Source organism: Acinetobacter sp. YH01011 (assembly GCF_013420785.1).
GTDB lineage: Bacteria > Pseudomonadota > Gammaproteobacteria > Pseudomonadales > Moraxellaceae > Acinetobacter > Acinetobacter towneri.
Window position 1 is genome coordinate 67,957 of sequence record NZ_VOYG01000001.1, and the last position, 23,054, is coordinate 91,010.

The 23,054-nt window shown below is 40.4% G+C and carries 22 protein-coding genes; 12 read left to right on the forward strand and 10 right to left on the reverse strand.

The features are described 5' to 3' along the window. Positions 1-257 precede the first annotated feature (257 nt). The 3 genes from FTT78_RS00350 to FTT78_RS00360 form a co-directional block, all read right to left on the reverse strand. A protein-coding gene (locus tag FTT78_RS00350; protein ID WP_180043346.1) for an IS5 family transposase occupies positions 258-1,071 on the reverse strand; the annotation gives its coding sequence in 2 pieces (ribosomal slippage) (positions 258-683 and positions 685-1,071; 813 coding nt in all). Continuing rightward, positions 1,061-1,375, reverse strand: coding sequence for a hypothetical protein (locus tag FTT78_RS00355; protein WP_035310653.1), 315 nt, complete (start codon positions 1,373-1,375; stop codon positions 1,061-1,063). Before FTT78_RS00355 ends, FTT78_RS00350 begins: the two co-directional genes overlap by 11 nt. Positions 1,376-1,616: 241 nt before the next feature. Continuing rightward, entirely contained in the window at positions 1,617-2,060 is a 444-nt protein-coding gene (locus FTT78_RS00360; RefSeq protein WP_180043344.1) for a hypothetical protein, read from the reverse strand. Between the two features lie 254 nt (positions 2,061-2,314). Between FTT78_RS00360 and serC the strand changes: the two genes are divergently transcribed. Continuing rightward, positions 2,315-3,394 carry a 3-phosphoserine/phosphohydroxythreonine transaminase gene (gene serC / locus FTT78_RS00365; RefSeq protein ID WP_004971842.1) on the forward strand — a complete coding sequence of 360 codons (1,080 nt, stop codon included), beginning with the start codon at positions 2,315-2,317 and terminating at the stop codon, positions 3,392-3,394. 96 nt (positions 3,395-3,490) lie between these two features. Here serC and FTT78_RS00370 read toward each other — a convergent pair whose 3' ends face one another. Continuing rightward, on the reverse strand, positions 3,491-3,631 hold the full coding sequence (locus tag FTT78_RS00370) for a hypothetical protein (protein ID WP_004971840.1): 141 nt from the start codon (positions 3,629-3,631) through the stop codon (positions 3,491-3,493). A 489-nt stretch (positions 3,632-4,120) separates the two neighbouring features. Further along, on the reverse strand, positions 4,121-5,053 hold the full coding sequence (locus FTT78_RS00375; protein WP_019837949.1) for a hypothetical protein: 933 nt from the start codon (positions 5,051-5,053) through the stop codon (positions 4,121-4,123). Between the two features lie 239 nt (positions 5,054-5,292). Between FTT78_RS00375 and FTT78_RS00380 the strand changes: the two genes are divergently transcribed. Beyond that, on the forward strand, positions 5,293-5,760 hold the full coding sequence (locus tag FTT78_RS00380; protein WP_004971836.1) for a YaiI/YqxD family protein: 468 nt from the start codon (positions 5,293-5,295) through the stop codon (positions 5,758-5,760). A gap of 12 nt (positions 5,761-5,772) precedes the next feature. Next, entirely contained in the window at positions 5,773-6,684 is a 912-nt protein-coding gene (locus FTT78_RS00385) for a DMT family transporter (RefSeq protein ID WP_179989282.1), read from the forward strand. 76 nt (positions 6,685-6,760) lie between these two features. Here FTT78_RS00385 and FTT78_RS00390 read toward each other — a convergent pair whose 3' ends face one another. Beyond that, positions 6,761-7,324 (reverse strand): PilZ domain-containing protein, encoded by a 564-nt coding sequence (locus tag FTT78_RS00390; RefSeq protein ID WP_004971830.1) that lies wholly within the window; start codon positions 7,322-7,324, stop codon positions 6,761-6,763. A gap of 25 nt (positions 7,325-7,349) precedes the next feature. Between FTT78_RS00390 and FTT78_RS00395 the strand changes: the two genes are divergently transcribed. Together FTT78_RS00395 and lolD are read left to right on the forward strand one after the other, a co-directional pair. Beyond that, entirely contained in the window at positions 7,350-8,585 is a 1,236-nt protein-coding gene (locus tag FTT78_RS00395) for a lipoprotein-releasing ABC transporter permease subunit (protein WP_104853304.1), read from the forward strand. Further along, entirely contained in the window at positions 8,578-9,261 is a 684-nt protein-coding gene (gene lolD, locus FTT78_RS00400) for a lipoprotein-releasing ABC transporter ATP-binding protein LolD (protein ID WP_180008355.1), read from the forward strand. The genes FTT78_RS00395 and lolD overlap by 8 nt, the downstream gene beginning before the upstream one ends. Here the strand turns inward: lolD and FTT78_RS00405 are convergent. Beyond that, positions 9,258-9,485: a hypothetical protein gene (locus tag FTT78_RS00405; RefSeq protein WP_180043280.1), complete on the reverse strand. Its 228-nt coding sequence runs from the start codon at positions 9,483-9,485 to the stop codon at positions 9,258-9,260. The two genes, lolD and FTT78_RS00405, sit on opposite strands and share 4 nt — an antisense overlap. Here FTT78_RS00405 and FTT78_RS00410 point away from each other — a divergent pair. Beyond that, entirely contained in the window at positions 9,394-11,829 is a 2,436-nt protein-coding gene (locus tag FTT78_RS00410) for a DNA internalization-related competence protein ComEC/Rec2 (RefSeq protein ID WP_180043341.1), read from the forward strand. The two genes, FTT78_RS00405 and FTT78_RS00410, sit on opposite strands and share 92 nt — an antisense overlap. Here the strand turns inward: FTT78_RS00410 and FTT78_RS00415 are convergent. After that, positions 11,786-12,775, reverse strand: a complete 990-nt coding sequence (locus FTT78_RS00415) for a lysophospholipid acyltransferase family protein (RefSeq protein WP_004971822.1) — start codon at positions 12,773-12,775, stop codon at positions 11,786-11,788. The two genes, FTT78_RS00410 and FTT78_RS00415, sit on opposite strands and share 44 nt — an antisense overlap. A gap of 127 nt (positions 12,776-12,902) precedes the next feature. Here FTT78_RS00415 and sppA point away from each other — a divergent pair, with 127 nt between their 5' ends. Beyond that, entirely contained in the window at positions 12,903-13,925 is a 1,023-nt protein-coding gene (gene sppA / locus FTT78_RS00420) for a signal peptide peptidase SppA (protein WP_180043339.1), read from the forward strand. Next, positions 13,922-14,740, forward strand: coding sequence for an alpha/beta fold hydrolase (locus FTT78_RS00425; protein WP_004971819.1), 819 nt, complete (start codon positions 13,922-13,924; stop codon positions 14,738-14,740). The genes sppA and FTT78_RS00425 overlap by 4 nt, the downstream gene beginning before the upstream one ends. 89 nt (positions 14,741-14,829) lie before the next feature. Here the strand turns inward: FTT78_RS00425 and purN are convergent, their stop codons facing one another. Together purN and purM are read right to left on the reverse strand one after the other, a co-directional pair. Further along, positions 14,830-15,459, reverse strand: a complete 630-nt coding sequence (gene purN, locus FTT78_RS00430; protein ID WP_179990107.1) for a phosphoribosylglycinamide formyltransferase — start codon at positions 15,457-15,459, stop codon at positions 14,830-14,832. A gap of 10 nt (positions 15,460-15,469) precedes the next feature. Then, positions 15,470-16,540 carry a phosphoribosylformylglycinamidine cyclo-ligase gene (gene purM, locus FTT78_RS00435; protein WP_104853216.1) on the reverse strand — a complete coding sequence of 357 codons (1,071 nt, stop codon included), beginning with the start codon at positions 16,538-16,540 and terminating at the stop codon, positions 15,470-15,472. A gap of 134 nt (positions 16,541-16,674) precedes the next feature. Here purM and cxpE point away from each other — a divergent pair, with 134 nt between their 5' ends. The 4 genes from cxpE (at position 16,675) to FTT78_RS00455 (ending at position 23,026) form a co-directional block, all read left to right on the forward strand. Then, positions 16,675-17,895, forward strand: a complete 1,221-nt coding sequence (gene cxpE / locus FTT78_RS00440; RefSeq protein ID WP_167845886.1) for a chloramphenicol efflux transporter CxpE — start codon at positions 16,675-16,677, stop codon at positions 17,893-17,895. Between the two features lie 14 nt (positions 17,896-17,909). Continuing rightward, positions 17,910-18,614: a DnaA regulatory inactivator Hda gene (gene hda / locus FTT78_RS00445; RefSeq protein WP_004971812.1), complete on the forward strand. Its 705-nt coding sequence runs from the start codon at positions 17,910-17,912 to the stop codon at positions 18,612-18,614. A 122-nt stretch (positions 18,615-18,736) separates the two neighbouring features. Beyond that, complete coding sequence (rbtA, locus tag FTT78_RS00450; RefSeq protein ID WP_167845887.1) at positions 18,737-20,554, forward strand: rhombotarget A; 1,818 nt, start codon at positions 18,737-18,739, stop codon at positions 20,552-20,554. Positions 20,555-20,611: 57 nt separating this feature from the next. Continuing rightward, positions 20,612-23,026 (forward strand): CSLREA domain-containing protein, encoded by a 2,415-nt coding sequence (locus FTT78_RS00455; RefSeq protein WP_228153770.1) that lies wholly within the window; start codon positions 20,612-20,614, stop codon positions 23,024-23,026. The last annotated feature ends 28 nt before the right edge of the window (positions 23,027-23,054 follow it).

Genomic DNA, 23,054 nt, shown 5'->3' on the forward strand with positions numbered 1-23,054 from the left:
TTCTTTTTTTACCTTTTCTTTTTAAATAGCGTTTTTTAGCTACTTTTTCTCTATATTCTTTTAAAAGTCTTGGATTTTTTGCGATTAATTCATCCATATTGCTTTTTCCCCCCTCGAAATTCAGGATGTTGCTCTCGCATTTTTTTACATTCACTCTTTTCTCGCCAGATTTTAAAGAATAAATAAAGCTTGCTGAAGCATCTCTACGTAAAACTTCTTCTTTAAATAAAGGGGTGGCAATAGATCTCTTACGAAAGTTAATTTAAGAGCATCCAATTCACCATTCCAGCAATTAAATTCATTCTTAGACCAAATCGTTTCCGTCTATTTCTATAGCGTTCTGTTAATATCCGAAAATGTTTAAGTTTGCCGTTGATATGTTCAATTGTGATCCTACGCCGACTGATTTCTTGGTTGATCTGTTTTGCTATTTGGGGTAATGATAAATTGTTAGGTTTCTTGATTGGAATGAGTAACTTACTCTTAATCTGATGAAATCCTTTATAGGCTAAATCTGCCATGATATAAGGATAAATAATCATCTCCTTCAAATGCTTACGCGCAATGTTCAGATCGTGTTTTCTGCCATCTTCAATCTGTATACTTACAATTTGCTTTAATTGGGGGTTAAAAATGACCTGTGTTTTTAGCGTATGTTTCTTCTTTTTACCACTATAGAATTTTCTTTGTTTTTTTGGGACGCTCAATCTGTGACTCAGTAACATCAACGATTACATAATCCCCCTCATTAAACTTTTGATTCCTTTTCGGCAATGCGAAAATCCGTGATTGAATCAGAGCATTTTCAACTTTCTGAATCGTACGATTCACATTACTTTCAGCTAGGTTATAGTCGGCGGATAACTCAATTTGAGTTCTATAACAGCGTAAGTAATTTAAAGTTAACAACAATTGATCCTCTAAACACAACGAATGAGGTCTTCCAGATTTTTTCTTGGCAAGTTCAGCATGTTGTAACACTGATACCATTTTTAAGAATAATGGACGAGGAACTCCAACAAGTCGTTTAAATTCTTCATCATTAAATCTTGTTAAATTTTCATATTTCATGAGATGAGTATAAACAATTTTTTACTTTCGCAAGAGGTCTAATATTAGTGAAAAAATAATTAGTTTTATAGCTAATCATAGATTCCAAGATATTTTGAGGTAACAAAATTACAGGTCCAACAACTTTATTAGGCCCCCAAGGAGCGTGAGGAAGTGAAAATTTTGATTTTTTCCATTCGTTATCGATTGCACAAAAGAAATGAATAGCCTCTTTTGTTTCAGTCGTTTCTATACCTAATTTTTCACATTGTTCTAATGTATATTCTGCAAAATGTTTAAAGCAAATATTAGGGTTTGTTGACAATTCGTCTATGTTTGCGGCAACGCATATTTTTTAGCTGCTATAAGGCATGGGACAGGAAATTTAGTCATTTTAAATGACTGGCACATAACGCAATAGCAGCAAAAAATATGCTCGCCCTGAAAGGCTGTGGCTAAAACTTTCTCAGATTGCGTTATGAAACTTAGCAATAATCTCGCTATTCCTTGCGTTTCATGCCTGATCTGCTCAGTTTTAGCCTACAGCGCAAGCCATTTATGAAATGTCAACAGACCCTAGTCGTTATATCTGAAATAGTGTCCGGACCTATACCATCTGCAACTAATATTAATTCTTCAAGATCTTCTAATAAGCCTGTCTGAGCTACCTGAGAAGACTTTAAGCATGTGAGTATATATTCAACTTTAATATCGTGTGATCCTTTGCCATTTACTCCTTCTTTAGTTGCACCAATGCCAGTATATTTGGGCTCAGGAAAATGGGAGCATAATTTTCTTGCTTTAATTTCATCTTTTTCTTTAAGAGCTTCCATTAAACATTTCATAAAATTTTGCTGAGTAGTCAGAGCAGACTTGGAATGTATGTTCTCACAACGAGTTAAATAATAACTATCAATGTATAAGCGAGTATCTGTTTCCAGATTAGGGTCAAAGAAGTCAACTTCAAGTAAATTTTTATCTACCTTAAAGTGATTGAGGAATGTTGTCATTGTTTATTTCTCCTTTAATATTTATTTAAAATATCATTTAATTAGGAGTAGTGGGTGGTTTTTTGATCAATTTGCGACAGATATTGTCGCACACATTTCAACCTCTTTTTTTGATTTAGTAAATTTATCCCTCGAATCTACATTGATTTTTTGACTCTATCTTGGCTCATAGATTGAAATAATTTTGTGCAAGACCCTGCCAGATATGGTTAAATGCCATCATTTTATTGTGTTTCACTCTGAAAGGAAAAATCATGCGCGCGTACAACTTCTGTGCTGGTCCTGCAGCATTACCGACTGCCGTACTTGAAAAAGCTCAAGCTGAAATGCTTGACTGGCATGGCAAAGGTCTTTCGATCATGGAAATGAGCCACCGTAGTGCCGACTATGTTGCCATGGCTGAAAAAGCGGAAGCAGACCTGCGCAAACTCATGAATATTCCTGAGAACTACAAAGTATTGTTCTTGCAGGGTGGTGCATCGCTACAATTTTCTGCGATTCCATTGAATTTGTTGGGTAAAAACAACAAGGCAGATTATATCCACACGGGTATTTGGTCTGAAAAAGCCTTAAAAGAAGCGCAGCGCTATGGCGATATTCATGTCGTTGAAGCGGGTATTCAGATTGAAGGTAAGCATGCCATTAGCGAACAAAGCCAATGGAACTTATCTGCCGATGCTGCCTATGTGCATTATGCAGATAACGAAACAATTGGTGGTTTGCAGTTTGCCAATATTCCAGAAACAGACAAACCGTTGGTATGTGATTTCTCATCAAGCATTTTATCTGCACCTTTAGATGTATCTAAATTTGGTCTGATTTATGCAGGTGCGCAAAAAAATATTGGCCCAGCAGGCTTAACCATTGTGATTGTACGTGAAGATTTGCTTGATCAAGCCAAGCCTGAAATTCCAAGCATTTTGAAATATTCAGCACAGGCAAAAAATGATTCCATGGTGAATACACCTGCAACTTATGCATGGTATTTGTCTGGTTTAGTGTTTGAGTGGTTATTGCAAAACGGTGGTGTAGATGCGATTCATCAAGCTAACCTAGAAAAAGCGAAATTATTATACGGTTATATCGATTCAAGCGATTTCTACGCGAATCCAATTTATAGCGCAAACCGTTCAATTATGAACGTTCCGTTTACTTTGGCTGATGCCGCACTGGAAAAACAATTCTTGCAAGAAGCTGAAGAAAACCGTTTGTTGAACTTGGCAGGTCACCGTTCTGTAGGTGGTATGCGCGCAAGTATTTATAATGCAGTGCCATTAGATGGCGTACAAGCTTTGGTTAACTTTATGGATGACTTTGCAAAACGTCACGGTTAATTGATAGTAGTAAAAAGCAAAAACCCAGCTGAATTAGCTGGGTTTTTTTTTATAGAAATAGGTGAAAAGTCATAGAGGCTTGTTGATGAGTGAAACTCAGAACACAAAATAGTGTAAGCCGTAGGCGGAGAGCAGCATGCCTAATGCAAAAAATAGGCAAGACATCGGGTCGAGCTGATAGCGTTGCTCAAGTTGATGTTCTACATGCTGTAAGTTTTCTTCTTGCACGATTTTCATAGATATTATTTTCCGATGATCTATTTATCGTTAAATATTTAAATACGGCTATATTTTTAGCATAAAAAATTGATTAAATAAAGTACTAATTTTATTTTAAATATAATATCTGCCAATAATGAATTAATTCTGTGTTGATTTTTAAAATCCGCACCACTCAAGGCTTTCAGATTATCTACGGTGCTTGGTGCAGATGTTTGGGTTTTAAAATAACTTATCCACATATTCGATTTAAAATATGGCTGATTTTGAATTTATAATAAATTTAAAGCTGTGGATAACTGCGTTTTTTTGAATTTAAAATGCTTAAATAAGCATCAATATATTCATACTATCAATAGCACGCTTTTAACAATCAAAAATTGATTATAAGCCATCAGTGAAATAAGTATTGAAAGTTCCTTCTCCCTGAGGAGAAGGCGAGGATGGGGGGATGATGAATATGAATTTATTATTTAGACAGCTACTTTGAGGTTTATTTTTAATAAACTACTGTTTTATATTGTGAATATTGGCTTGAATCCAAATATTGCCACGAATGTATTGTCCAATTTCAAAGTTTTGGTGCGCAGGATTTTTAGTTGCAAGACGAATTAAAATCGCAGGCTGATTTTCATCATGAATTAGAGTGACATCATAAACAGTATAGGCTTGATTCATGAATTCAAAACTGGTTTTACCAACAACATTGCCCTGAAACCAAGCTTCATCTTCCTGACCGATATTTTCGCCATATAAATATGCGACCATTTTAGAAAAATCCACCGTTACAGGTGCTTTGTCATCTTCGGACTTAGGTTGCCATGCGTCAATTTGTTCTTGCAGATTGGCAGGTGCAACACCATCATTGGCTGCTAAAATATCATTCAGCGCACGATGGTGTTTAATTGACGCAGGATCATCGACCACCAATTGTTCGCCTTCAGCAACAGCTTCAAGTTCATACGCCCATGCGTTTAAATGCACCCAGTAGGTTTGATCTTTTTGGTATTGTTGATGGTTGACGCTGTATAAACTGTCAAAAGCATAGACAATACTGTTGTTGCCTAAATTGAGTCGAAGCACCGCTTGAGTGTTAGATTTGCAGCTAATGATACGTTCAATTTTAGCTTCAACTTTGTAAGGACTTTCAAAGCAAGGGAAAGCCGTTTTTACAGCTTGTGGTTTGTTATTTTCAACCGCAATCACTTGTGTCAATTGAATTGCCTCTTTGCTTGGGCCTTGAATCAGCCATGTGCTTTGATCCATTTCTGCTTCTTGGCGGCATAAACCCATTGGCATAATTGGTGCATCTAGAGCCAGTCCTAACCATTTTGGAACTTCGGTGCAGGGTTCATCCGTGAGTAAATTCCAATGTTCAACATGGCTGCCGAAGTTCTGATCTTCAATGCGGATGATTTCTGGTCTATTTTGATTGTTCATAAGCACTTTGAGATGTTGGGTTCTTTTCTTTACTCTTAGATCGAGGGTTATTTCGATTTTTCAAGTCTTTGGCTGAAATTTCATGTAATGCCACTGCATTTGTACAGATTGTGGACAGCGATGCAGCAGAAACAAAATCACATCCATCTACACTTTAGCATGCAATTCTGAGCATTTTAAACATACTGCAATGTAATGAGTTTGATACACTAGTCGCATATTATTATCAGGGTTGCACAGTGCTGCCATTTAAACTTTGGGTTGATGCAGATGCATTACCTAAAATTCTAAGAGAAGTCATTTTACGTGCTTCAGATCGTTACCAACTTGAAGTCACTTTTGTTGCCAATCAATCGGTCGGGATTACGCCTTCGGTACGGATTAACTCTATTCAAGTGATGCATGGTGCCGATGCCGCCGATCAGGAAATTGTAGATCGCATGAAGGAACACGACATTGTGATCACGCAGGATATTCCACTAGCGGCACAAGTGATTGAAAAGGGCGGAATAGCGATTCATCCACGTGGTGAAATTTATACTGTTGCCAATGTGAAAGCGCGTCTGCATTTGCGTGATTTTATGGATACTTTGCGTGGTGCAGGCGTACAAACAGGTGGGCCAGCACCTATTTCAGAACGTGATAAACGTGAGTTTTCAAGTAGTCTAGATCAAACCATCCAAAAGCAAAAACGTAAAACTGCTTAATACGAGTCACGCATGCCTTCTAAAACCAATATTATGATGACCTATGCCTTATTGGTTTTCATTTGGGCAACAACGCCTTTGGCAATTGTCTGGAGTGTGTCAGATTTACACATGCTTTGGGCTTTGGTGCTACGTTTTTTCATTGCTTTGCCCTTAGCTATTATTTTATTGCTGCTGTTAAAAGTGAAATTTCCACATCATCTACAAGCGTGGCATAGTTATTTGGCAGGTTCGTTTAGTCTGATCGGTTCACAAATTTTCACCTACATTGCCACCGCTTATTTAAGCTCAGGCATTATCGCCCTGATGTTTGGTCTGACCCCCATCATAGCAGGTTTGATTGGTCGTTTTGTGTTTCAGTTGCATTTGGCACGTATTCAATGGATCGGAATGACAGTGTCCATTTTAGGGCTTGGCATCATCTGCTTTGGCGGCGAAACACAGCATGTGCATCCTCTGGGTATTGTTTTAATGCTGTTTAGTGTATTGACCTACACCATGTCTATTTTCTGGGTGAAAAAAGTTAATGCGCAAGTTGAACCTGTAGCACAGGCAACTGGCTCGATTTTGGTATCAACCATTGCGGCTTTATGTATTGTGCCGTTTATTTGGCAATATGTACCGACTAGTTTGCCGAGTCTTAAATCTATCGCAGCTTTACTTTATACCGTGATCATGGCTTCTTTGATTGCAATGTTCTGTTATTTTAAATTGGTGCAGAATATTCAGGCGACCACCTTATCTTTAACCACCGTCATGACGCCAATGATTGCTTTGTTGATTGGTGCTTTACTCAATCAAGAAGCTTTATCGGTCATGGTATTTTTGGGCGCTTTGGTTTTATTGTCAGGCTTAGTGCTGTATTTTTATCGTGATCTTAAAGCAAGTCGGGCATTGGCTCAGAAAATCAAAACACCATCCTAACGATATGCAAAGATGGCGTTATCCACGTGATTTTATATACGCGAACATGCAGAAATGATTTATTTTATTTCTTAGATTATGCTTGTTTTAAAGCAACGGCTTCTGCAAGTTTGACGCGATCTTGAGGGTGTAGAGTAATAAAATACGCCCCAGTACGATATTGTCCATTTTCTTCTTCACGGCTGTAAACCACTTGCGCGGTTGCGGCTATATGGAAAAAGTTTTCAGGATGGCTGAGCGTGACATGAATATAACTGCCCGTGTTTAATTCACGTTCACTATAAAAACTGAAACCACTTTCTGAAAAATTGACCTGTTCAGGGATAGGTAACATGCTTTGTACAATTGCATCGTATAAAGACCCTGTAATAAGGTTTAATTTTTGGTTGAATAAGGATAAGATTCGAGCAATTTGTTGATCTTTTTCAGTTAATTGTTCTAATTCGTAGTTTAATGCATGATCAAATTGATCTAATTCTGCGAGTAGTAGAAAATAACGCGGTAAAACAAAATTAGCATCGTAAGGGTCGTTCAGCGCAACATCGTCAGAAATGATCTGGTAATTGATTCTCAGGGCAGCATCAATTCGTGACATGACACGACGTTCAGACGCGACGCTTTGATGCTGTAAATTTTCCATAATGTATTACCTCGGACTTGATGGTATGTTTAAACCAATCTCGCTATATATAGGGTTGAGATATACGCGCGCTCGGCGCAGTAACCACTTTATTTCTTTTATTGCCTTAGTTTCGATGATCGGTCTAACTTTGGGTGTTGCCGTCCTCATTACCGTACTTTCGGTCATGAATGGTTTTGATCGTGAATTAAAAAATCGTGTCTTGGGCATGATACCTCAAGCCACTGTTTCATCAACACAAATTTTAACAAATTGGCCAGAACTTGCAACGAAAGTTGAGCAACATAAGCATGTTGTTGGTGCTGCACCATTTACGCAATTGCAAGGCATGTTGACTGCACAAGGGCAAGTGTCGGGCATTATGGTCACGGGAATTGAACCCGAATACGAAAAGAAAGTATCCATCATTCAAAACCACATGGTTGCAGGCAGTATCGACAATCTGAAAAAGGGTGAGTTCGGTATTGTTTTGGGCAAACAAATGACTGATGCCTTGGGTTTGGGTTTAAACGACAGCATCACCTTGGTTTTACCTGAAGCAACGCCATCCCCTGCAGGGGTTGTACCGCGTTTTAAACGCTTCAAAGTGGTTGGTATTTTTAGTATTGGTGCAGAAGTCGATTCGATGATGGGATATATCGCCCTGAATGATGCTTCGACTTTGCTGCGTTTACCCGATGGTGCGCAAGGTGTACGTTTAAAACTGGATGATATTTTTGCTGCACCACAAGTATCTCGAGATATTGTGCAAGAGCTACCTGCCAATTTTTATGCTTCGGACTGGACTTATACGCACGGCAACTTGTTTAGCGCCATTCAAATGGAAAAGGCGATGGTGAGCCTATTGTTATTCCTAATTGTTTTGGTGGCTGCATTTAATATCGTGTCTTCTTTGGTGATGGTTGTGACCGATAAAAAATCGGATATTGCGATTTTAAGAACTTTGGGTGCATCACCAAGCACGATTACCAAAATTTTTATGGTGCAAGGTACGGTCATTGGGGTTATTGGTACGGTTTCAGGTGCAATCTTGGGGATTATTTTCGCGTCTAGTATCAGTGGTTTTATTGCATGGTTGAATAATGTATTAGGGCTAAATTTATTTGATGCTTACTTTATCAACTACTTACCTTCATATTTAAGATGGCAAGATGTGGTGGTGATTGTGAGCTTGTCGTTAATTTTAAGTTTCTTGGCGACGATTTACCCTGCGTTACGTGCCGCGAAAATTCAACCAGCAGAGGCATTGCGTTATGAGTAAGATTGTTCTGGAAGCCAAGCAAGTTTCTAAACACTTTACCGATGGCAAAACCACTGTTGAAGTGATTCGTGGTCTAGATTTACAAGTTCAGCAAGGGCAGTTTGTGTCGATTGTCGGAGCGAGTGGTTCGGGCAAAAGTACCTTATTGCATGTGTTGGGTGGTTTAGACCGTCCAAGCACAGGCGAAGTATTTTTACATGGGCAGCGTTTTGACAATTTAGGCGAAGCTGAACGCGGCTATTTGCGTAATCGATACCTCGGTTTTGTTTATCAGTTTCACCATTTATTGCCTGAGTTTAGTGCGCTTGAAAATGTGGCGATGCCGTTAATGTTACGCGCAGGCACGAACTATAAAGAGGTGAAGGCACAGGCAGAGTATCTGCTTGAGCGTGTCGGTTTGTCGCATCGTTTAACCCACAAACCGGGTGAGCTTTCTGGAGGGGAACGTCAGCGTGTTGCATTGGCACGTGCGTTGGTGGCGAAACCCGCACTCATGCTTGCCGATGAGCCTACTGGAAACTTAGACCGCAAAACTGCAGTTAAAATTTTTGAATTGCTGCGTGAATTACGCAGTGAATTTAACATGGCGATGCTGATTGTGACCCATGATGAAGAACTGGCAAAATCTGCCGATACCATTCTGCACATGCAAGATGGTGTTTGGGTAGATGCTTAGGGGCATAGCTCGTAAAGCCGCTCAAAAGCGATTGCGTTTAAAATAGCAATTGCTGGAATAAGATTGTTTTGTTGAAGCCCACTTCGGTGGGCTTTATGATGCATGCCAATAAAAATAATAAGTTTAATATTCATGCTGCAATTGATGGGACTAGCTTGGGTGATTGGGATCGCCTGTGTCGGAATACGTTCTTCTTCTTTTCCAATACATTCATTGACTTCCATGCCTAGTGCAATGGTTTTACTGATTTTATGCAGTATCGTTGTGCAATACTTGTTGCAAGCTCGCTTATCTTCAATCTATTGGAAATGTTTGAATGTAGGAGTGGCAGGTGTTTTGAGTCTTGTTTTCGGTTTGATCTATGCGGATACGCAGATGCAGCAGCGTTTGCAATGGCGTGAACTACAACCTGAATTTGCTGAAGTCGTGGTTTATGTCAGACAGTTAAATCAGCTAAATGACAACAGCATTTCACAAAGGGTTGAGGTGTTAAACCGACATCCTCAAACAGTGACATGGTTAGCAACTTTAGCACAAACTCAGGTAGATCAAGAGCAAAATTTAGAACTTGGACACTATTACAAATTAAGTGGAAAAATTCGCCCTGCGCATAGTTATGCCACAGCAGGTGCATTTGATGTAGAGCGGTGGTATTTACAGCAAAATATTATGAGTGGTTTTCGGGTTGAGCAGATTCAGCCTATCTCGGCTGAACAAATTTATGCCATGGGGTTTACACAACATTGGCGTGCCCAACAGACGCTATGGGCAAAATTTCGATTATGGATTGAACAGCAGCGTTATCAAATTCGACTGTTTATTCAGCAGCAACCTTTGCATCATCAAGGTTTAATTCTTGCATTACTCACAGGAGATAAAAGCCTATTAGATGCAGAAACTGAAGCACAGTTTCAGCGTTTTGGAATTAGCCACTTATTGGCTATTTCAGGGCCACATGTGCTGATTTTTGCAGGCATGCTATGTTGGGCATTACGTCAGCTGATTAGGTATTACCGTCCGCATTGGTATTTGTGGATGCCTAAACAATACTTGCTCATGTTGCCATTTTTAAGTTGTGTATTGCTGTACACCGCCTTTGTCGGTTTTGAAATTCCTGCATTAAGAACCTTGCTGATGTGCAGTCTAGTGACAGTAATGTTAGTGCTGAAGCAGAAGCTTCAAGGCTTTGCCTTGCTGATTTATAGTGCTGCCTTATTATTATGGTTTGATCCTTTAAGTGTACTGTCTGCTGCTTTTTGGCTGTCTTACGGGGCCTGTTTTATTCTACTGCGTATTTATCAGAGCTTGAGTGCGCAACCACGTATAGAGCTGAATCGTTGGCAGCAACTGAAACATGCCAGCAAAATTCTAATCGAGTCGCAATGGAAAATTTTTATTGCCTTATTTCCTTTGGTGATTGTGTTTTTTAAACAAGTGGCGTGGATTGCACCGCTTATTAATATCATCGCAATTCCATTGATTGGTATGCTGATCGTGCCTTTAGATGTTTTGGCAGGAATTTGCTTTTTTATTTTTGAACCCTTGGCGTCAATACTGTTTCAATTGAATGATCTAGCTATGGCTTTGTTGCGCTTGATTTTTCAGGGGATGGAAACCATTTTTGCACCACAGTTGCATACTTTGTCGATGTCTGTGGTGGTATATGTCTGTCTTTGTCTAGGCTTATTTCTGCTATTTTTACCACAATCGGTATTACCTAAAACTTGGGCAATCTTGTGTTTTGTTCCGTTGGTTGTAGTAGATAGCCAGCGGCAACCATTTGAATTAACAGTACTCGATGTGGGGCAGGGACAAGCTTTATTTTTACGTTCAGGTCATTACAATATGATGATTGATGTGGGCGGTTCTTATGATGAAAGTAAGTTTAGTATTGGACAGCAAATTTTACGTCCATTTTTAGCGGTACATGGCGTCAAGCAACTGGATTTGGTGATTTTAAGCCATTTAGATCAAGACCATAGCGGTGCATTTTCTTATTTGCAAAATGAAGTCAATATTCAGCATGTCTTTGCCAATCAGACCGTAGATGTGGCAGTAAATAGCAAGTTTAATTTGTGTCAGCAAGGGCAACAGTGGTCTTTACCACATCAGGTACAGATACAAGTTTTATCTCCTAAACCGAGTCAATTACCTTATGCCGCACAGCAACAAAATGAGTTGTCATGTGTGTTGTATATTTCAGTGCCATCCGCACAGCCATATCAGCATTTTTTAGTGATGGGCGATGCAGGTTGGGCAACTGAATATCAATTGTTGCAGGAATATCCTGATTTAAAAGTAGATGTGTTAATTTTGGGTCATCATGGGAGTAAGCACAGTTCTGCCTATGATTTTTTAGCACATTTTAAACCCAAATTGGCCGTGGCATCTGCAGGTTTTGATAATCGTTATGGACATCCTAGTTCTTTAGTTCAGCAACGCTTGGCTGCGCTCAATATTCCGTTCATGAACACCATACAACAAGGCAGCGTACGTTTTTCTGTAGATGCACAACAGCGTATGCTTATACAGCCGTATCGGCAGCAGAAATTGTGGTTGCAGCGTTAGTTTGGTTCTGTGTCTGGGCACGTACAGCCTGCACATCTGCCAAGGCTTCTTGCACAGGTTTATGATAGACCCCGCGTAAATCTGGATGGGCTTTATAGCGTTTATAACTCCAGTGATAATGTGTAGGATAACGACGGATCAAATCTTCAATTGCACGGTGAATAATAGCTGTCCCTGCATTGGCATCACACTGATAAATGTGCTCATCTATCGCTTCGATATACATATCAAAGCCTTGATCTGCATTTCTTAACGCATATAAGAACAAAGCTTTTGCTTTAGTTTTCTGAATCAATTTGGCGCTTAAATTACTCGATTCCAACGGAATACCAAAAAAAGGAATCATCTCACCACCTATATTTGGGGTATGGTCTGGCAAAATGACAGTGGTTCCGCCTTGTTTGAGTGCTTTAAAAATTTGACGTACCCCAGATTCATCTGTTGGGACTAAATGTGCCTGTTCACGGCTACGTGCTTGGCGCACAAAATCATCTGCCGCAGGGTTTTTGACAGGTTTATACATGATGGTCATTTGCGTATATTGAGCGATCCACGCATTCATAATTTCCCAAGTGCCAAAATGCGGCACAATTAAGACCAAACCCTTTTGTGCAGCCAGTGCATCTTGTAATAGTTCTAAACCATGTACCTGATGGATTCTTTGAATATTTTTTTGATTGCTTGATCCCCAAATATGAAAAAACTCAAAATAAGAGGTCAGTTCGTTACGAATTGCTTGCTGGGTAATCTGTTCGCGTTGTTGTGAGTTCAGCTCAGGAAGCGCAATTTGTAGATTGAGTTGAATAGTTTGAGAGGTTTTACTCAAACGCAGTGTATTGACCAAAAAAGCCAAAGATTTTGCAAAAAAACGCGCAACTGTTAAAGGTTGTCGACTGACAAAATCAAGCAGGCGCGATAAAGCCGTTGTCGGTGCAGGTTCGGTCATAACGACAGCATCAATTGATAGAAAGGATAAAGATGTAAAATATTATAGGAGAAAATACAGGCTTTAGACAGTTTTTGCCAATTCCGTGTATATAATGGAGCAAATTTACTATTTTTTGGATTGTTTCATGTCCGATTGGCCACCAAAACCACAAAATGAATCACAACAAATATCTCCACAAGCACAGCAGCCCACAGGCAATGAGTGGAAACTATTAGAAAAAGCTGTTTTAGCTTCAGTTGAAGAACAACGTCGTGCACGTCGTTGGGGGATTTTCTTTAAGTTTTTAACTTTTGCTTATATATTTTTACTGTTGGTGATAATGGGCAAAGGGTGCAGTACTACGACGACGAATCCATCTGCGGCGAGTCCGCACATAGCAGTAGTCGATATTGTTGGAACGATTGCATCAGATAAGCAAAGTGTGAATAGCAACGACACCATTAAGTCGCTGAAAAAAGCCTATGAAAATAGTAACAGTAAAGCCGTTGTATTGAACATCAATTCACCTGGCGGTTCACCTGTACAGTCCGATGAAATCTGGCAAGAAATTCAATATCTGAAAAAACAGCATCAGGATAAAAAACTGTATGCTGTCATTGGCGATACTGGTGCCTCAGGTGCCTATTATATTGCCTCTGCTGCAGATGAAATTATTGTCAATCCATCTAGTTTGGTGGGTTCAATTGGCGTAATTATGCCAAATTACGGCCTGAGCGGTTTAATGCAGAAGATGGGTGTGGAAGATCGTACTATGACCTCAGGTGAAAATAAAGCCTTATTGTCGATGACACAACCTGTTGATCCTGAACAGAAAAAACATGTGCAAGCCGTATTAGATAATGTGCATGGCCACTTTATTCAAGCAGTGAAAGATGGACGCGGCGCGAAACTGAAATCACAAGATCCTGCGATTTTCTCAGGTCTGTTCTGGACAGGTGAGCAAGCCGTGACTTTAGGCATTGCCGATAAGATTGGCAGTTTAAATAGCCTGAAGCGTGATTTAAACCTAGATAAAACAGTGAACTATACCATTGAACATAGTCCTTTAGACTCTGTGTTGGGTCGTATGGGTGCAGCAGTGGGAGAGGGCTTTGCCACTTCTTTATCTCAACATATTCAGACTGAGCAAAACGCGAAATTACAATGAAACCACTGATTCATTTTGCGCATGCCAATGGCGTGCCATCGAAGGTTTATCAAAAACTGTTTGATTTACTTAAAGATGATTACGATGTGATTTACGTCCCTTTGTTGGGGCCAGATAAGCGTTATCCGATTGATAATCATTGGCAAAGCTTAACCCAACAAGTGATTGATAGTGTTGTACGTCAAGCTCAGGGACGTAAAGTGATTGCGTTGGGGCATTCTTTAGGTGCAGTGTTGTCGTTTCAAGCCTCTTTACAACGCCCTGAATTATTTGAACAAGTGATCATGCTTGATCCACCTTTAATTATGGGTAAAGCATCGGTGTTTTTACATTTTGCCAAAATGTTTAAGCTTAAAGCAGTAGATCAACTGTCGCCTGCATCTTTGTCTTTGCGCCGTCGTGATCATTGGGAAAGTCGTGAGCAAGCAGCAGACTTATTGCGTCCGAAAGGTTTTTATCAAGATTTTGATGCCGACTGTTTTCAGGCTTATATCGAGCATGCTTTGACTGATGACCATGTACGAGGCGGGGTACAATTGACCATTCCAAAAATGGACGAGGTCAATATTTTTAGAACCAATCCATCACTGTGGTGGTTACCGCAAGCAAAACTGCAAGTGCCGACAGAATTGGTGATTGCAAAAAAAGGGCCGTTCTTAAAAGCAGGTTTCCCACAAATTACCGCCAAGAAATTCAACATTGCTTATCAGGTGGTTGAAGGTGGACATATGTTCCCTTTAGAAAAACCTGAAGCGACGGTGCAGTTGATTAAAGATTTGATTCAAGCACAGCAGAGTAAAGCTGCTTCTGTTTAATTCAGTCTGAACCAAATACGAACCATAAAAAACGCCTGATCAACAGGCGTTTTTTCGTATATATCAAAAGCTACATACTTAAAGAATATTTAAAAATTGCAAAACTGCACAGGTTGTTGTAACAGTTGTTGGCGATACATCACACCTTGCGCAGTGTGCTGAATGGTTCCGTTACAAATCCATTCAACCACTTGCGGATAAATCAAATGCTCCAACACATGCACACGGTTCGCCAAGCTTTCGGCATCATCGTGGATGTTTACTTGCAACACACCTTGTGCCAGTGCTTGACCTGCATCTAATTCAGCAGTGACATAATGCACGGTACAACCATGTAAAGTATCGCCTGTATTGAGTACACGTTGATGGGTGTGCATGCCTTTATAATGCGGCAAGAGTGAAGGATGAATGTTGAGCATTTTACCTTCCCAAGCGTGCACAAATTTGGCACTTAAAATACGCATAAAGCCCGCAAGCACCACCAAATCAACATCCCATGCAAGTAATTGTTGATGCATGACATCATCAAATAATTCACGACTCGGATATTGTTTGTGCTCAATCACTGCAGTTTGAATCCCTGCTTGTTGAGCGCGTTGTAAAGCATAAGCATCAGGCTTATTGGAAATAACCCCAACAATTTGCCCTGAAAGATTGGCATCTATCAGGGCTTGTAAGTTACTTCCGCTGCCTGAAACGAGGACAGCTATTTTGATCATCTGAGTCAAATCACGCAAAAATTACGCGAATTTTTTCATCTGCGCCTTCAACGGATTCGGCGTTGTCTTGAATATGACCCATCACCCAAGCTTTTTCGCCAAGGCTGTTGAGAAGTTCAACTGTTTTGTCTGCATCGTTGGCATCTACAACAACAACCATACCTACACCACAGTTAAAGGTGCGATACATTTCAAACTGTTCTACACCGCCTTCACGTTGTAACAATTTGAACAGTTCTGGCCATTCCCAAGATGATTCGTCAATCACTGCTTGCGCACCATTTGGCAATACACGTGGTAAGTTACCTGGTAAACCGCCACCCGTAATGTGCGCCATAGCATGCACATCAACTTGTTTGCACAGTTCAAGCATTGATTTGACATAAATGCGTGTTGGTTCCATGGCAACGTCAGCCAGTGGACGACCATCAACCAGTTGAGTTAAATCAACATTTTTTACGTCTAAAATTTTACGAAGTAAAGAGTAACCGTTTGAGTGTGCACCTGAAGAAGCGACACCAATCAGAACGTCACCAGCTTTTACTTTAGAGCCATCAATAATTTTGCTTTGCTCAACCACGCCCACACAGAAGCCTGCAAGATCGTAATCTTCACCTTCATACATGCCTGGCATTTCAGCAGTTTCACCACCTACAAGCGCACAGCCTGCAAGCTCACAGCCTTTACCAATTCCTGTAACAACATTGGCTGCAACGTCTACATTTAAGTGACCTGTTGCATAGTAGTCTAAGAAGAATAAAGGTTCAGCACCGCACACCAGTAAGTCATTTACACACATTGCCACCAAATCTTGACCAATTGTGTCATGGCGGTTTAGGTTCAACGCTAAACGTAATTTAGTTCCTACACCATCTGTGCCAGATACGAGCACAGGTTCTTCATAACCTTTCGGAATTTTACAAAGTGCGCCAAAGCCGCCTAATCCACCCATCACTTCAGGACGAGTCGTGCGCTTAGCGACAGATTTGATACGATCGACTAACGCGTCGCCCGCTTCAATATCGACACCAGCATCTTTATAGCTTAAACCAGTGGTTGGGTTAGAAGTTGAGTTGCTCATAATGAAGTCTCCGCATTCGCGGGGCGATTATACCTGAATATACGAAACTCTTATGTTATTTATGCGCTAAAATGCTATCTTTATTCAAATATTTTAACTTCTATAACGAATAAACTGAAAAAAGGCGAATTTCTATGGTCGATCGTACCTTGCGTCGCATTTTTATCCTGTCTGGGATAGTTCTGCTCCTTTGGGTGCTGTACTTATTAAAACCGGTTGTCATTCCTTTTGTTGTTGCATTTTTCATGGCTTATTTATTTAGCCCATTGGTTGAACAATTTTGCAAAGTCGGTTTGCCACGTTGGCTATCTATCAGTTTGGTTTTTATTGGGATTGGCATCGCGCTGACTTTGGCAGTTTGGTACATCATTCCTTTGGTTTGGAAGCAGTTGATGATTGCGCGTGACAGTATTCCTGTCGGTATTAACTGGATCAATTCGACCTTCTTGCCGTGGGTGTCTTCGACTTTTCATATTGAAGAAATGGAAATTGATACCTCGCACATGAGCAGCATCGTCATGGATTATGTGCAAACCAATTATAGTGCCGATAGTATTCAGGCCATGTTATTGAGTGTTGCACAGTCTGGTCTGAATTTTATTCAAATTGGTGGTACCGTAGTGCTGATTCCAATTATTGCTTTCTATTTTCTACTCGACTGGCAGCGTATGCTCGACAGCCTGCGTCGCTTAATTCCGCGTCCTTATGAGCAAAGCACTTTAGCTGTGGTGCAAGAATGTCACAGTGTATTAGGTGCTTTCGTTAAAGGTCAGTTTTTGGTGATGATCTTGTTGGGCGTCGTTTATGCGACTGGATTGCAACTGATTGGTTTAGAAGTCGGTTTGATTATTGGGATGGTTGCGGGACTTGCTAGTATTATTCCGTATTTAGGTTTCGCTGTAGGGATTGTTGCAGCCATTATTGCCACTTTCCTACAATTTGGCATTGACTGGATGCAATTGGTTTTAGTCCTTGTGGTCTTTATGATTGGACAGGCGGTGGAAGGCTATATTCTACAACCGTTTTTATTGGGTGATAAAATCGGGCTTTCGCCAGTCGCGGTGGTGTTTGCTGTTTTAGCAGGTGCACAACTGGCTGGATTCATGGGTATGTTGATTGCTTTACCAGTAGCAGCAGTGATTGTGGTTTTACTGCGTCATTTACGTGATTTTTACGAAAAAAGTTATTTGTATGGGCAACCTGTGGTGGTGTCGGAAGATGGTGCATCGGGTGACATCAGCATTGATACAGCACAAGTTCATATTGATATTGAGCTTGATCCTCAGTCAGCAAATTCACTGCAACAGACTGAAAAATCAAGTAAGATAAAGCCCTCAGATCAGCAAAACTCCTAGGTGATTACAATTCTATGCGTCAACTGCAGTTAGATATCGAGCCTCAATTAGATGCACGGATCAGTGATTTTTCTGGTCCGGGTTGGGGGCATGTGATTGATGCAGTTCGACAGCTTCATGCAGGATTGGTCAATCGCTTTTATGTCTATGGTGGTGCGGGCACAGGCAAAAGTCATTTATTGTCTGCAATTTGCGATTCCTATTTAGAAATTGGCAAATCAGCTATTAAAGTATCCTTACTTGAATTATTGGATGCCCCAACAGAAGCAATTACCTCTTTAGACCGTTATGATTTGGTTGCTTTAGACGATATTGAAGCGATTAGTGGTGTACCACATTGGCAACGTGCGGTGTTTCACTTAATCAATTACAGCAATGAGGTTGGTGGTCAGTTGGTGTTTTCATCACGTTTTGCACCGATTGAATTAAAGCTTGAATTGCCCGATTTGCAATCACGTTTGACGCAGGCAGTGAGTGTTAAAGTGCCTTCAGGCAGTTTGTATGCAGACCGACAAGCTTTAGTGAGTTCCGTGTTAGAGCGTCGCGGGATTATCATCGACCCACAAATTATTGATTATTTGTTGTTACATGGCCCACAGCAGACCTCGATTTTGCTGCAAAGCCTTGAACAGTTGGTGCAATTACTTAAAGGAGAGAAAACGAAATTAAGTGGAGCAAACCTGCGTCAGATTTATGCTTTAATTGACGAATATCGGTAAAAATTAAAATTACTTGAGAATTTGCGCAAGCTATGCCAAATTATTCGGAAAATAATTCGAAGTTGCAGGGAATTTGCAACTAAAGAAGAAAAAAAACAAAGAAAATTACAAGGAGTACGCTTATGCTCAAGCAGAGCATCGGCATTGGTATGCTGTTTATCGCAGGTCATGCATATAGTAGTAATATCATTGTCACCACCACTGCTGACACCAAAGCAGATGATCAACAATGTTCTTTGCGTGAAGCCATTGAGTATATTAATTTAGGCATGCCCGAAGAAGGCTATTTGGGCTGTGGCGGCAAAAATGCCTCAAGTGTGATTTTATTAGAAAAGAAAGCCGTCTATCAAATTGATACTCAACTTAAAATTACAGAAAACCTTGAAATTAAAACCACCTATGACAGTAGTCTGAATGATAAAACTGCCCCAGGTTTGAATAATGCTACGATTCAGATGCGCGGCAATGAGCGAATTTTCCACATTGAAGATAGCAAGGATCGTTTCTTAAAAGTTTCTTTAAAAGAATTAACTTTACAGGGCTGCGGTGAGGAACGCTGTCGTCAGCAACAAGGTGGTCTGATTTATAATAATGAACATTTAATTTTAGACTATGTGAAACTGAGTCAGGGTGTAGCCAATCAAGGTGGGGCAATTTATAACCTCGCACAAATGACTGACGAGAAGATCCCTGCAGGTTTTATTGAGATCAAAAATAGCTTGCTTGAAGCTAACCAAGCGCAGGAAGGTGGCGTCATTTATACGCAATTCCCACGCTTTGTGATTACAACTTCAGTATTTAAAGGCAACAAAACCATATCAGTTGCTTCAGCCAATCTCTATTCTGCAGCAAGTTTGGCAGATGAAGAAATCAAAGCCTTTCCTAGTATGGGGAATATGATCGTGAGCAGTACTTTTACTGCAAATGAAGGCTATGTCATGAATGTGCTGGATGATATTGGTGTCAATAACATTAGCTTGATTGGTAACAGCCGTGGTGTGTATCTCAACGCACCTTTGGGTAAAGCCTATATTGCCAATAGTGTGATTTTGGGTAATCCACATCCTGTGAGTGTGAATACTGCAGCAAACTGTGTGCAAGCAGGTTCAGATGCAACAAGATTGCAAAATAATTTAGTCGGCGCAGGCTGTGGAGCAGGCGATAGCAACTATCCAAATACGCTATGGACTGCAAATTCGGTGCTTGCAGGTAATCTGCTTGAAGGTGCATGCCAAACCCTCAGTCAAGATAAAACGGCACTCTTTTGTCCATATCAAGTTCCTGAAAACTCATTCTTGGGCTTTATGCGCCCACGCGTATTGCTCAATTATAACAGCCTGAAAGATTCTGTGGTGTTGAATCAGGGGCAATTACAACTGGGGGATAATACGGTAGTCGGTTGTGCTGCTTCAGATCAGCGCGGTAAAAACCGTCAGTCAGATATTACCTTATGTGACCGTGGTGCAATAGAGGTGATGGTTCCTGAAACTATGGGGCTTATAGGTCAAGATATTTTGGCGGGTCAAATTGCTAAAATGTCGGTGAGTGATTTGTTGGGTGATAGTGATTTGGTGCCTAAAGAATTTTGTGATCAAGTCTATCCAAACAATCCGACAGGCCAAGCATGGCAAGCAGGTTGTGTGCAAATTGAGCAACTCGATACACGTTCTAAAGGAAAATTGACCGTAGATGAGTTGGGGAATTTGGTATATACCCCAGATTCTGCTTGGCATGGTGCAGATGTTTTTAAAATTAAATTAGTCACCAGTACCACACGTTTTAACAGCACAACACCTTATATGGAAGTGAAAGTCCAAGTTATTCAAGAACATGAAAATCGTATGGAAAGCGATAAAATAAAAGTTTCTGGCGGTGCATGGAGCGCTTACGGATTAATGGCTTTATTGGGCTTGTTGGGTTTACGCCGTAGAAAAGCATAAAGGATGAATATGAAAAATAATAAAAAAACACTATTAGGGATAATGGTGCTGTCTGCTATGTCGCTTATGGCAGCAGATAATCGTGTGATTCAGGTCACGACCTTTGAAGATCAAAATGGTGAAGACTTAAGCAAATGTTCATTACGTGAAGCGTTAGTTGCGGCCAAGCAGAATATTGCGTTCGGTGGATGTAGCGCAGGCAATACCAACCGTGGTGCAACCGATATGATTCAGTTGCAGGCTGGGGAATATATCTTAAACTCAGAATTACGCCCGCAATCTATGGTGCGTATTTATGGGGCGACAGCGGTCGACTATAACCAAGTAGATCCAATTACACATCGTTATCCTTCAATTGCACCGTTAAAAACCACTATTAATGCACATGGCAATAGCCGCATTATCAATACTTCAGATACCCAAGCCAGCGTGGCGCTATACGATGTCATTCTAAAAAATGGGAATGCCCATGGTGGTGGTAATGCAAACCCTGCAGATGCAGGCAAGGGTGGTGCATTATTTGTGGCAGGCCCATTAGCTGCGAACAATGTCGAAATTCAAAATTCGCATGCAGAACAAGGTGGTGCAATTTACGTTGTTGCTCATCAAGCGGAGCGTCAAGTCAATTTAGAGAATGCTTATATCCATGCGAACCAAGCCAAAGTAGGTAGTGTGTTGGCAATGGATTGTAGTGCCAACTTGGTCAATACACGCTCTATGGTGAAAATTGACCGCAGCAGTATTGTGAAAAATGGTGCTGCAAATAGTCTTAGTACTTTTGATCTTTGCGGCCAACCAGATCTTGCGTTGACTGCCAGTACGATTGCACAAAACCAAGCTGATACCAGCAAAGGTCATATCTTTAACTTAAGTAATGCAGAAAATCATCCGCTTAGCACTTTGTCACAGGTGTATTTGCAAAGTAATACCATTGTTGAAAATAAAGCATTGAGTACTTTGTTTTATGACAATTATCCACGTATTGTCCTCTCTTTTAATATGTTGGCCTTTAACCAAGGTAAATCTTGTCGTTATGCATTCCCTGCGAGCTTAGAGCAGGCGCGCAACATCAACACAATTCGCAATGCCTTATTCGCAATGGGATCAGCGACAGAGCAAGGCGAGTGTGATTTGCCTGAAACAGCAAATAGTTCTTATGATGGTGCTAAAAATTTGGATTTGACAGGGCTTAGCTTTGATCAAGTATTGCAGCCCTTGCAAGAACCATCTGCTTATAATTTATTCCTGCCGTTGTATTATCCAAAACTTGGTTCAGACCCTGCGAAAGATTTGATTGATGTAAACAGCATGGGGTGTAGTGATTATGAACAACGTGGTTTAGCGCGGGTGAGTAATGCAACTTTAACTTTAAATCCTGATGCAAAAAATACCTGTGAAATTGGCTCTGTAGAAGTGATGCGCTTAAATGCAGCCGATATTCAAAGCTTGCGTAATGTCTCTTATGAAAGTTTATTTGCCAATTATCAGCAACAAATTGACCGTATTCAGTCTGCGATAGATCAAAGTAAAGATGCTGCATCTTCGGTCGTTTCTCAATCGCGTACTGATTTGAAAACGATGCAGGATTTGTTGGCGAATACCAAAGCTAAGCAGCAATATCGTGCCATTTATGTTGATCCATTTGCGATGGCATTAAAGCAAGATGAACCAACTGCAGATGGGAAATTTGTTCAGTTAAGACAGCTTAATTCTGACAACTTTAGCATTAGCACTGAAGTATTGGGGATTGGTGCAATTTCGGGTTCAGGTACCACATTTAGTACCGATAAATTGACCCAAGATCCACTATTCAAATGTGAATGGGATGCACAGTTGCAACGGATTGTGATGTATCGACTGAATGATAAAGTCACAGAAGCAACCGATTCAGCGTATTGTAAATACACCATTACCTCAAAATTGGACAGTAATTTGCATTCTTCGGGCTTACTTGAAGGTAAATTTAGCAATATTGCCCCAATTGCAAAAGATGATCGTGTACGACTTGAATATGGTACAGACCTCAAAGTGAGTTTTAATCCATTGCTGAATGATAGCGATGCAGGCGATGGTTCTATCAGCACTTTGAAAGAAAATACCAATAAGCCTGCATTCTATAAAGATAGTACAGGACAAGAACTGGCAATTCGTTTTACACAAGTACCTTCAGGTGTGGTACTTACGGCAGATCGTCAAGCACCTTGTCCTGGGGATTATGCACGTGAAATTTGTTATGGTGGCAATATTCAGGTTCAAGTACGAAATAGCTTTAGCCCATTTGATTATGAGCTGAAATACACGATTTTCGATCATGAACTGGAATTATCGCCTGAAGCGACCATTACTTTAGAAAATACAGCGAAAAATACCAATTATGAAGCCAGTGGTGGCGGTGGGGGAAGCTTAGGTTTCTGGGGTATGTTTGGTTTAATCGGATTGGCGTTCTATCGTCAACGTCCAAGAAAATCGTAATCTACCGACTCTTTATTGCAAAAGCCTC

Bases quoted from the DNA above. Each gene is read 5' to 3' on its own strand.
- FTT78_RS00360 (WP_180043344.1), bottom strand. From the start codon at position 2,060: ATGACAACATTCCTCAATCACTTTAAGGTAGATAAAAATTTACTTGAA.
- serC (WP_004971842.1), top strand. From the start codon at position 2,315: ATGCGCGCGTACAACTTCTGTGCTGGTCCTGCAGCATTACCGACTGCC.
- FTT78_RS00370 (WP_004971840.1), bottom strand. From the start codon at position 3,631: ATGAAAATCGTGCAAGAAGAAAACTTACAGCATGTAGAACATCAACTT.
- FTT78_RS00375 (WP_019837949.1), bottom strand. From the start codon at position 5,053: ATGAACAATCAAAATAGACCAGAAATCATCCGCATTGAAGATCAGAAC.
- FTT78_RS00385 (WP_179989282.1), top strand. From the start codon at position 5,773: ATGCCTTCTAAAACCAATATTATGATGACCTATGCCTTATTGGTTTTC.
- FTT78_RS00390 (WP_004971830.1), bottom strand. From the start codon at position 7,324: ATGGAAAATTTACAGCATCAAAGCGTCGCGTCTGAACGTCGTGTCATG.
- FTT78_RS00395 (WP_104853304.1), top strand. From the start codon at position 7,350: ATGTTTAAACCAATCTCGCTATATATAGGGTTGAGATATACGCGCGCT.
- lolD (WP_180008355.1), top strand. From the start codon at position 8,578: ATGAGTAAGATTGTTCTGGAAGCCAAGCAAGTTTCTAAACACTTTACC.
- FTT78_RS00410 (WP_180043341.1), top strand. From the start codon at position 9,394: ATGCTGCAATTGATGGGACTAGCTTGGGTGATTGGGATCGCCTGTGTC.
- FTT78_RS00405 (WP_180043280.1), bottom strand. From the start codon at position 9,485: ATGGAAGTCAATGAATGTATTGGAAAAGAAGAAGAACGTATTCCGACA.
- FTT78_RS00415 (WP_004971822.1), bottom strand. From the start codon at position 12,775: ATGACCGAACCTGCACCGACAACGGCTTTATCGCGCCTGCTTGATTTT.
- sppA (WP_180043339.1), top strand. From the start codon at position 12,903: ATGTCCGATTGGCCACCAAAACCACAAAATGAATCACAACAAATATCT.
- FTT78_RS00425 (WP_004971819.1), top strand. From the start codon at position 13,922: ATGAAACCACTGATTCATTTTGCGCATGCCAATGGCGTGCCATCGAAG.
- purN (WP_179990107.1), bottom strand. From the start codon at position 15,459: ATGATCAAAATAGCTGTCCTCGTTTCAGGCAGCGGAAGTAACTTACAA.
- purM (WP_104853216.1), bottom strand. From the start codon at position 16,540: ATGAGCAACTCAACTTCTAACCCAACCACTGGTTTAAGCTATAAAGAT.
- cxpE (WP_167845886.1), top strand. From the start codon at position 16,675: ATGGTCGATCGTACCTTGCGTCGCATTTTTATCCTGTCTGGGATAGTT.
- hda (WP_004971812.1), top strand. From the start codon at position 17,910: ATGCGTCAACTGCAGTTAGATATCGAGCCTCAATTAGATGCACGGATC.
- rbtA (WP_167845887.1), top strand. From the start codon at position 18,737: ATGCTCAAGCAGAGCATCGGCATTGGTATGCTGTTTATCGCAGGTCAT.
- FTT78_RS00455 (WP_228153770.1), top strand. From the start codon at position 20,612: ATGTCGCTTATGGCAGCAGATAATCGTGTGATTCAGGTCACGACCTTT.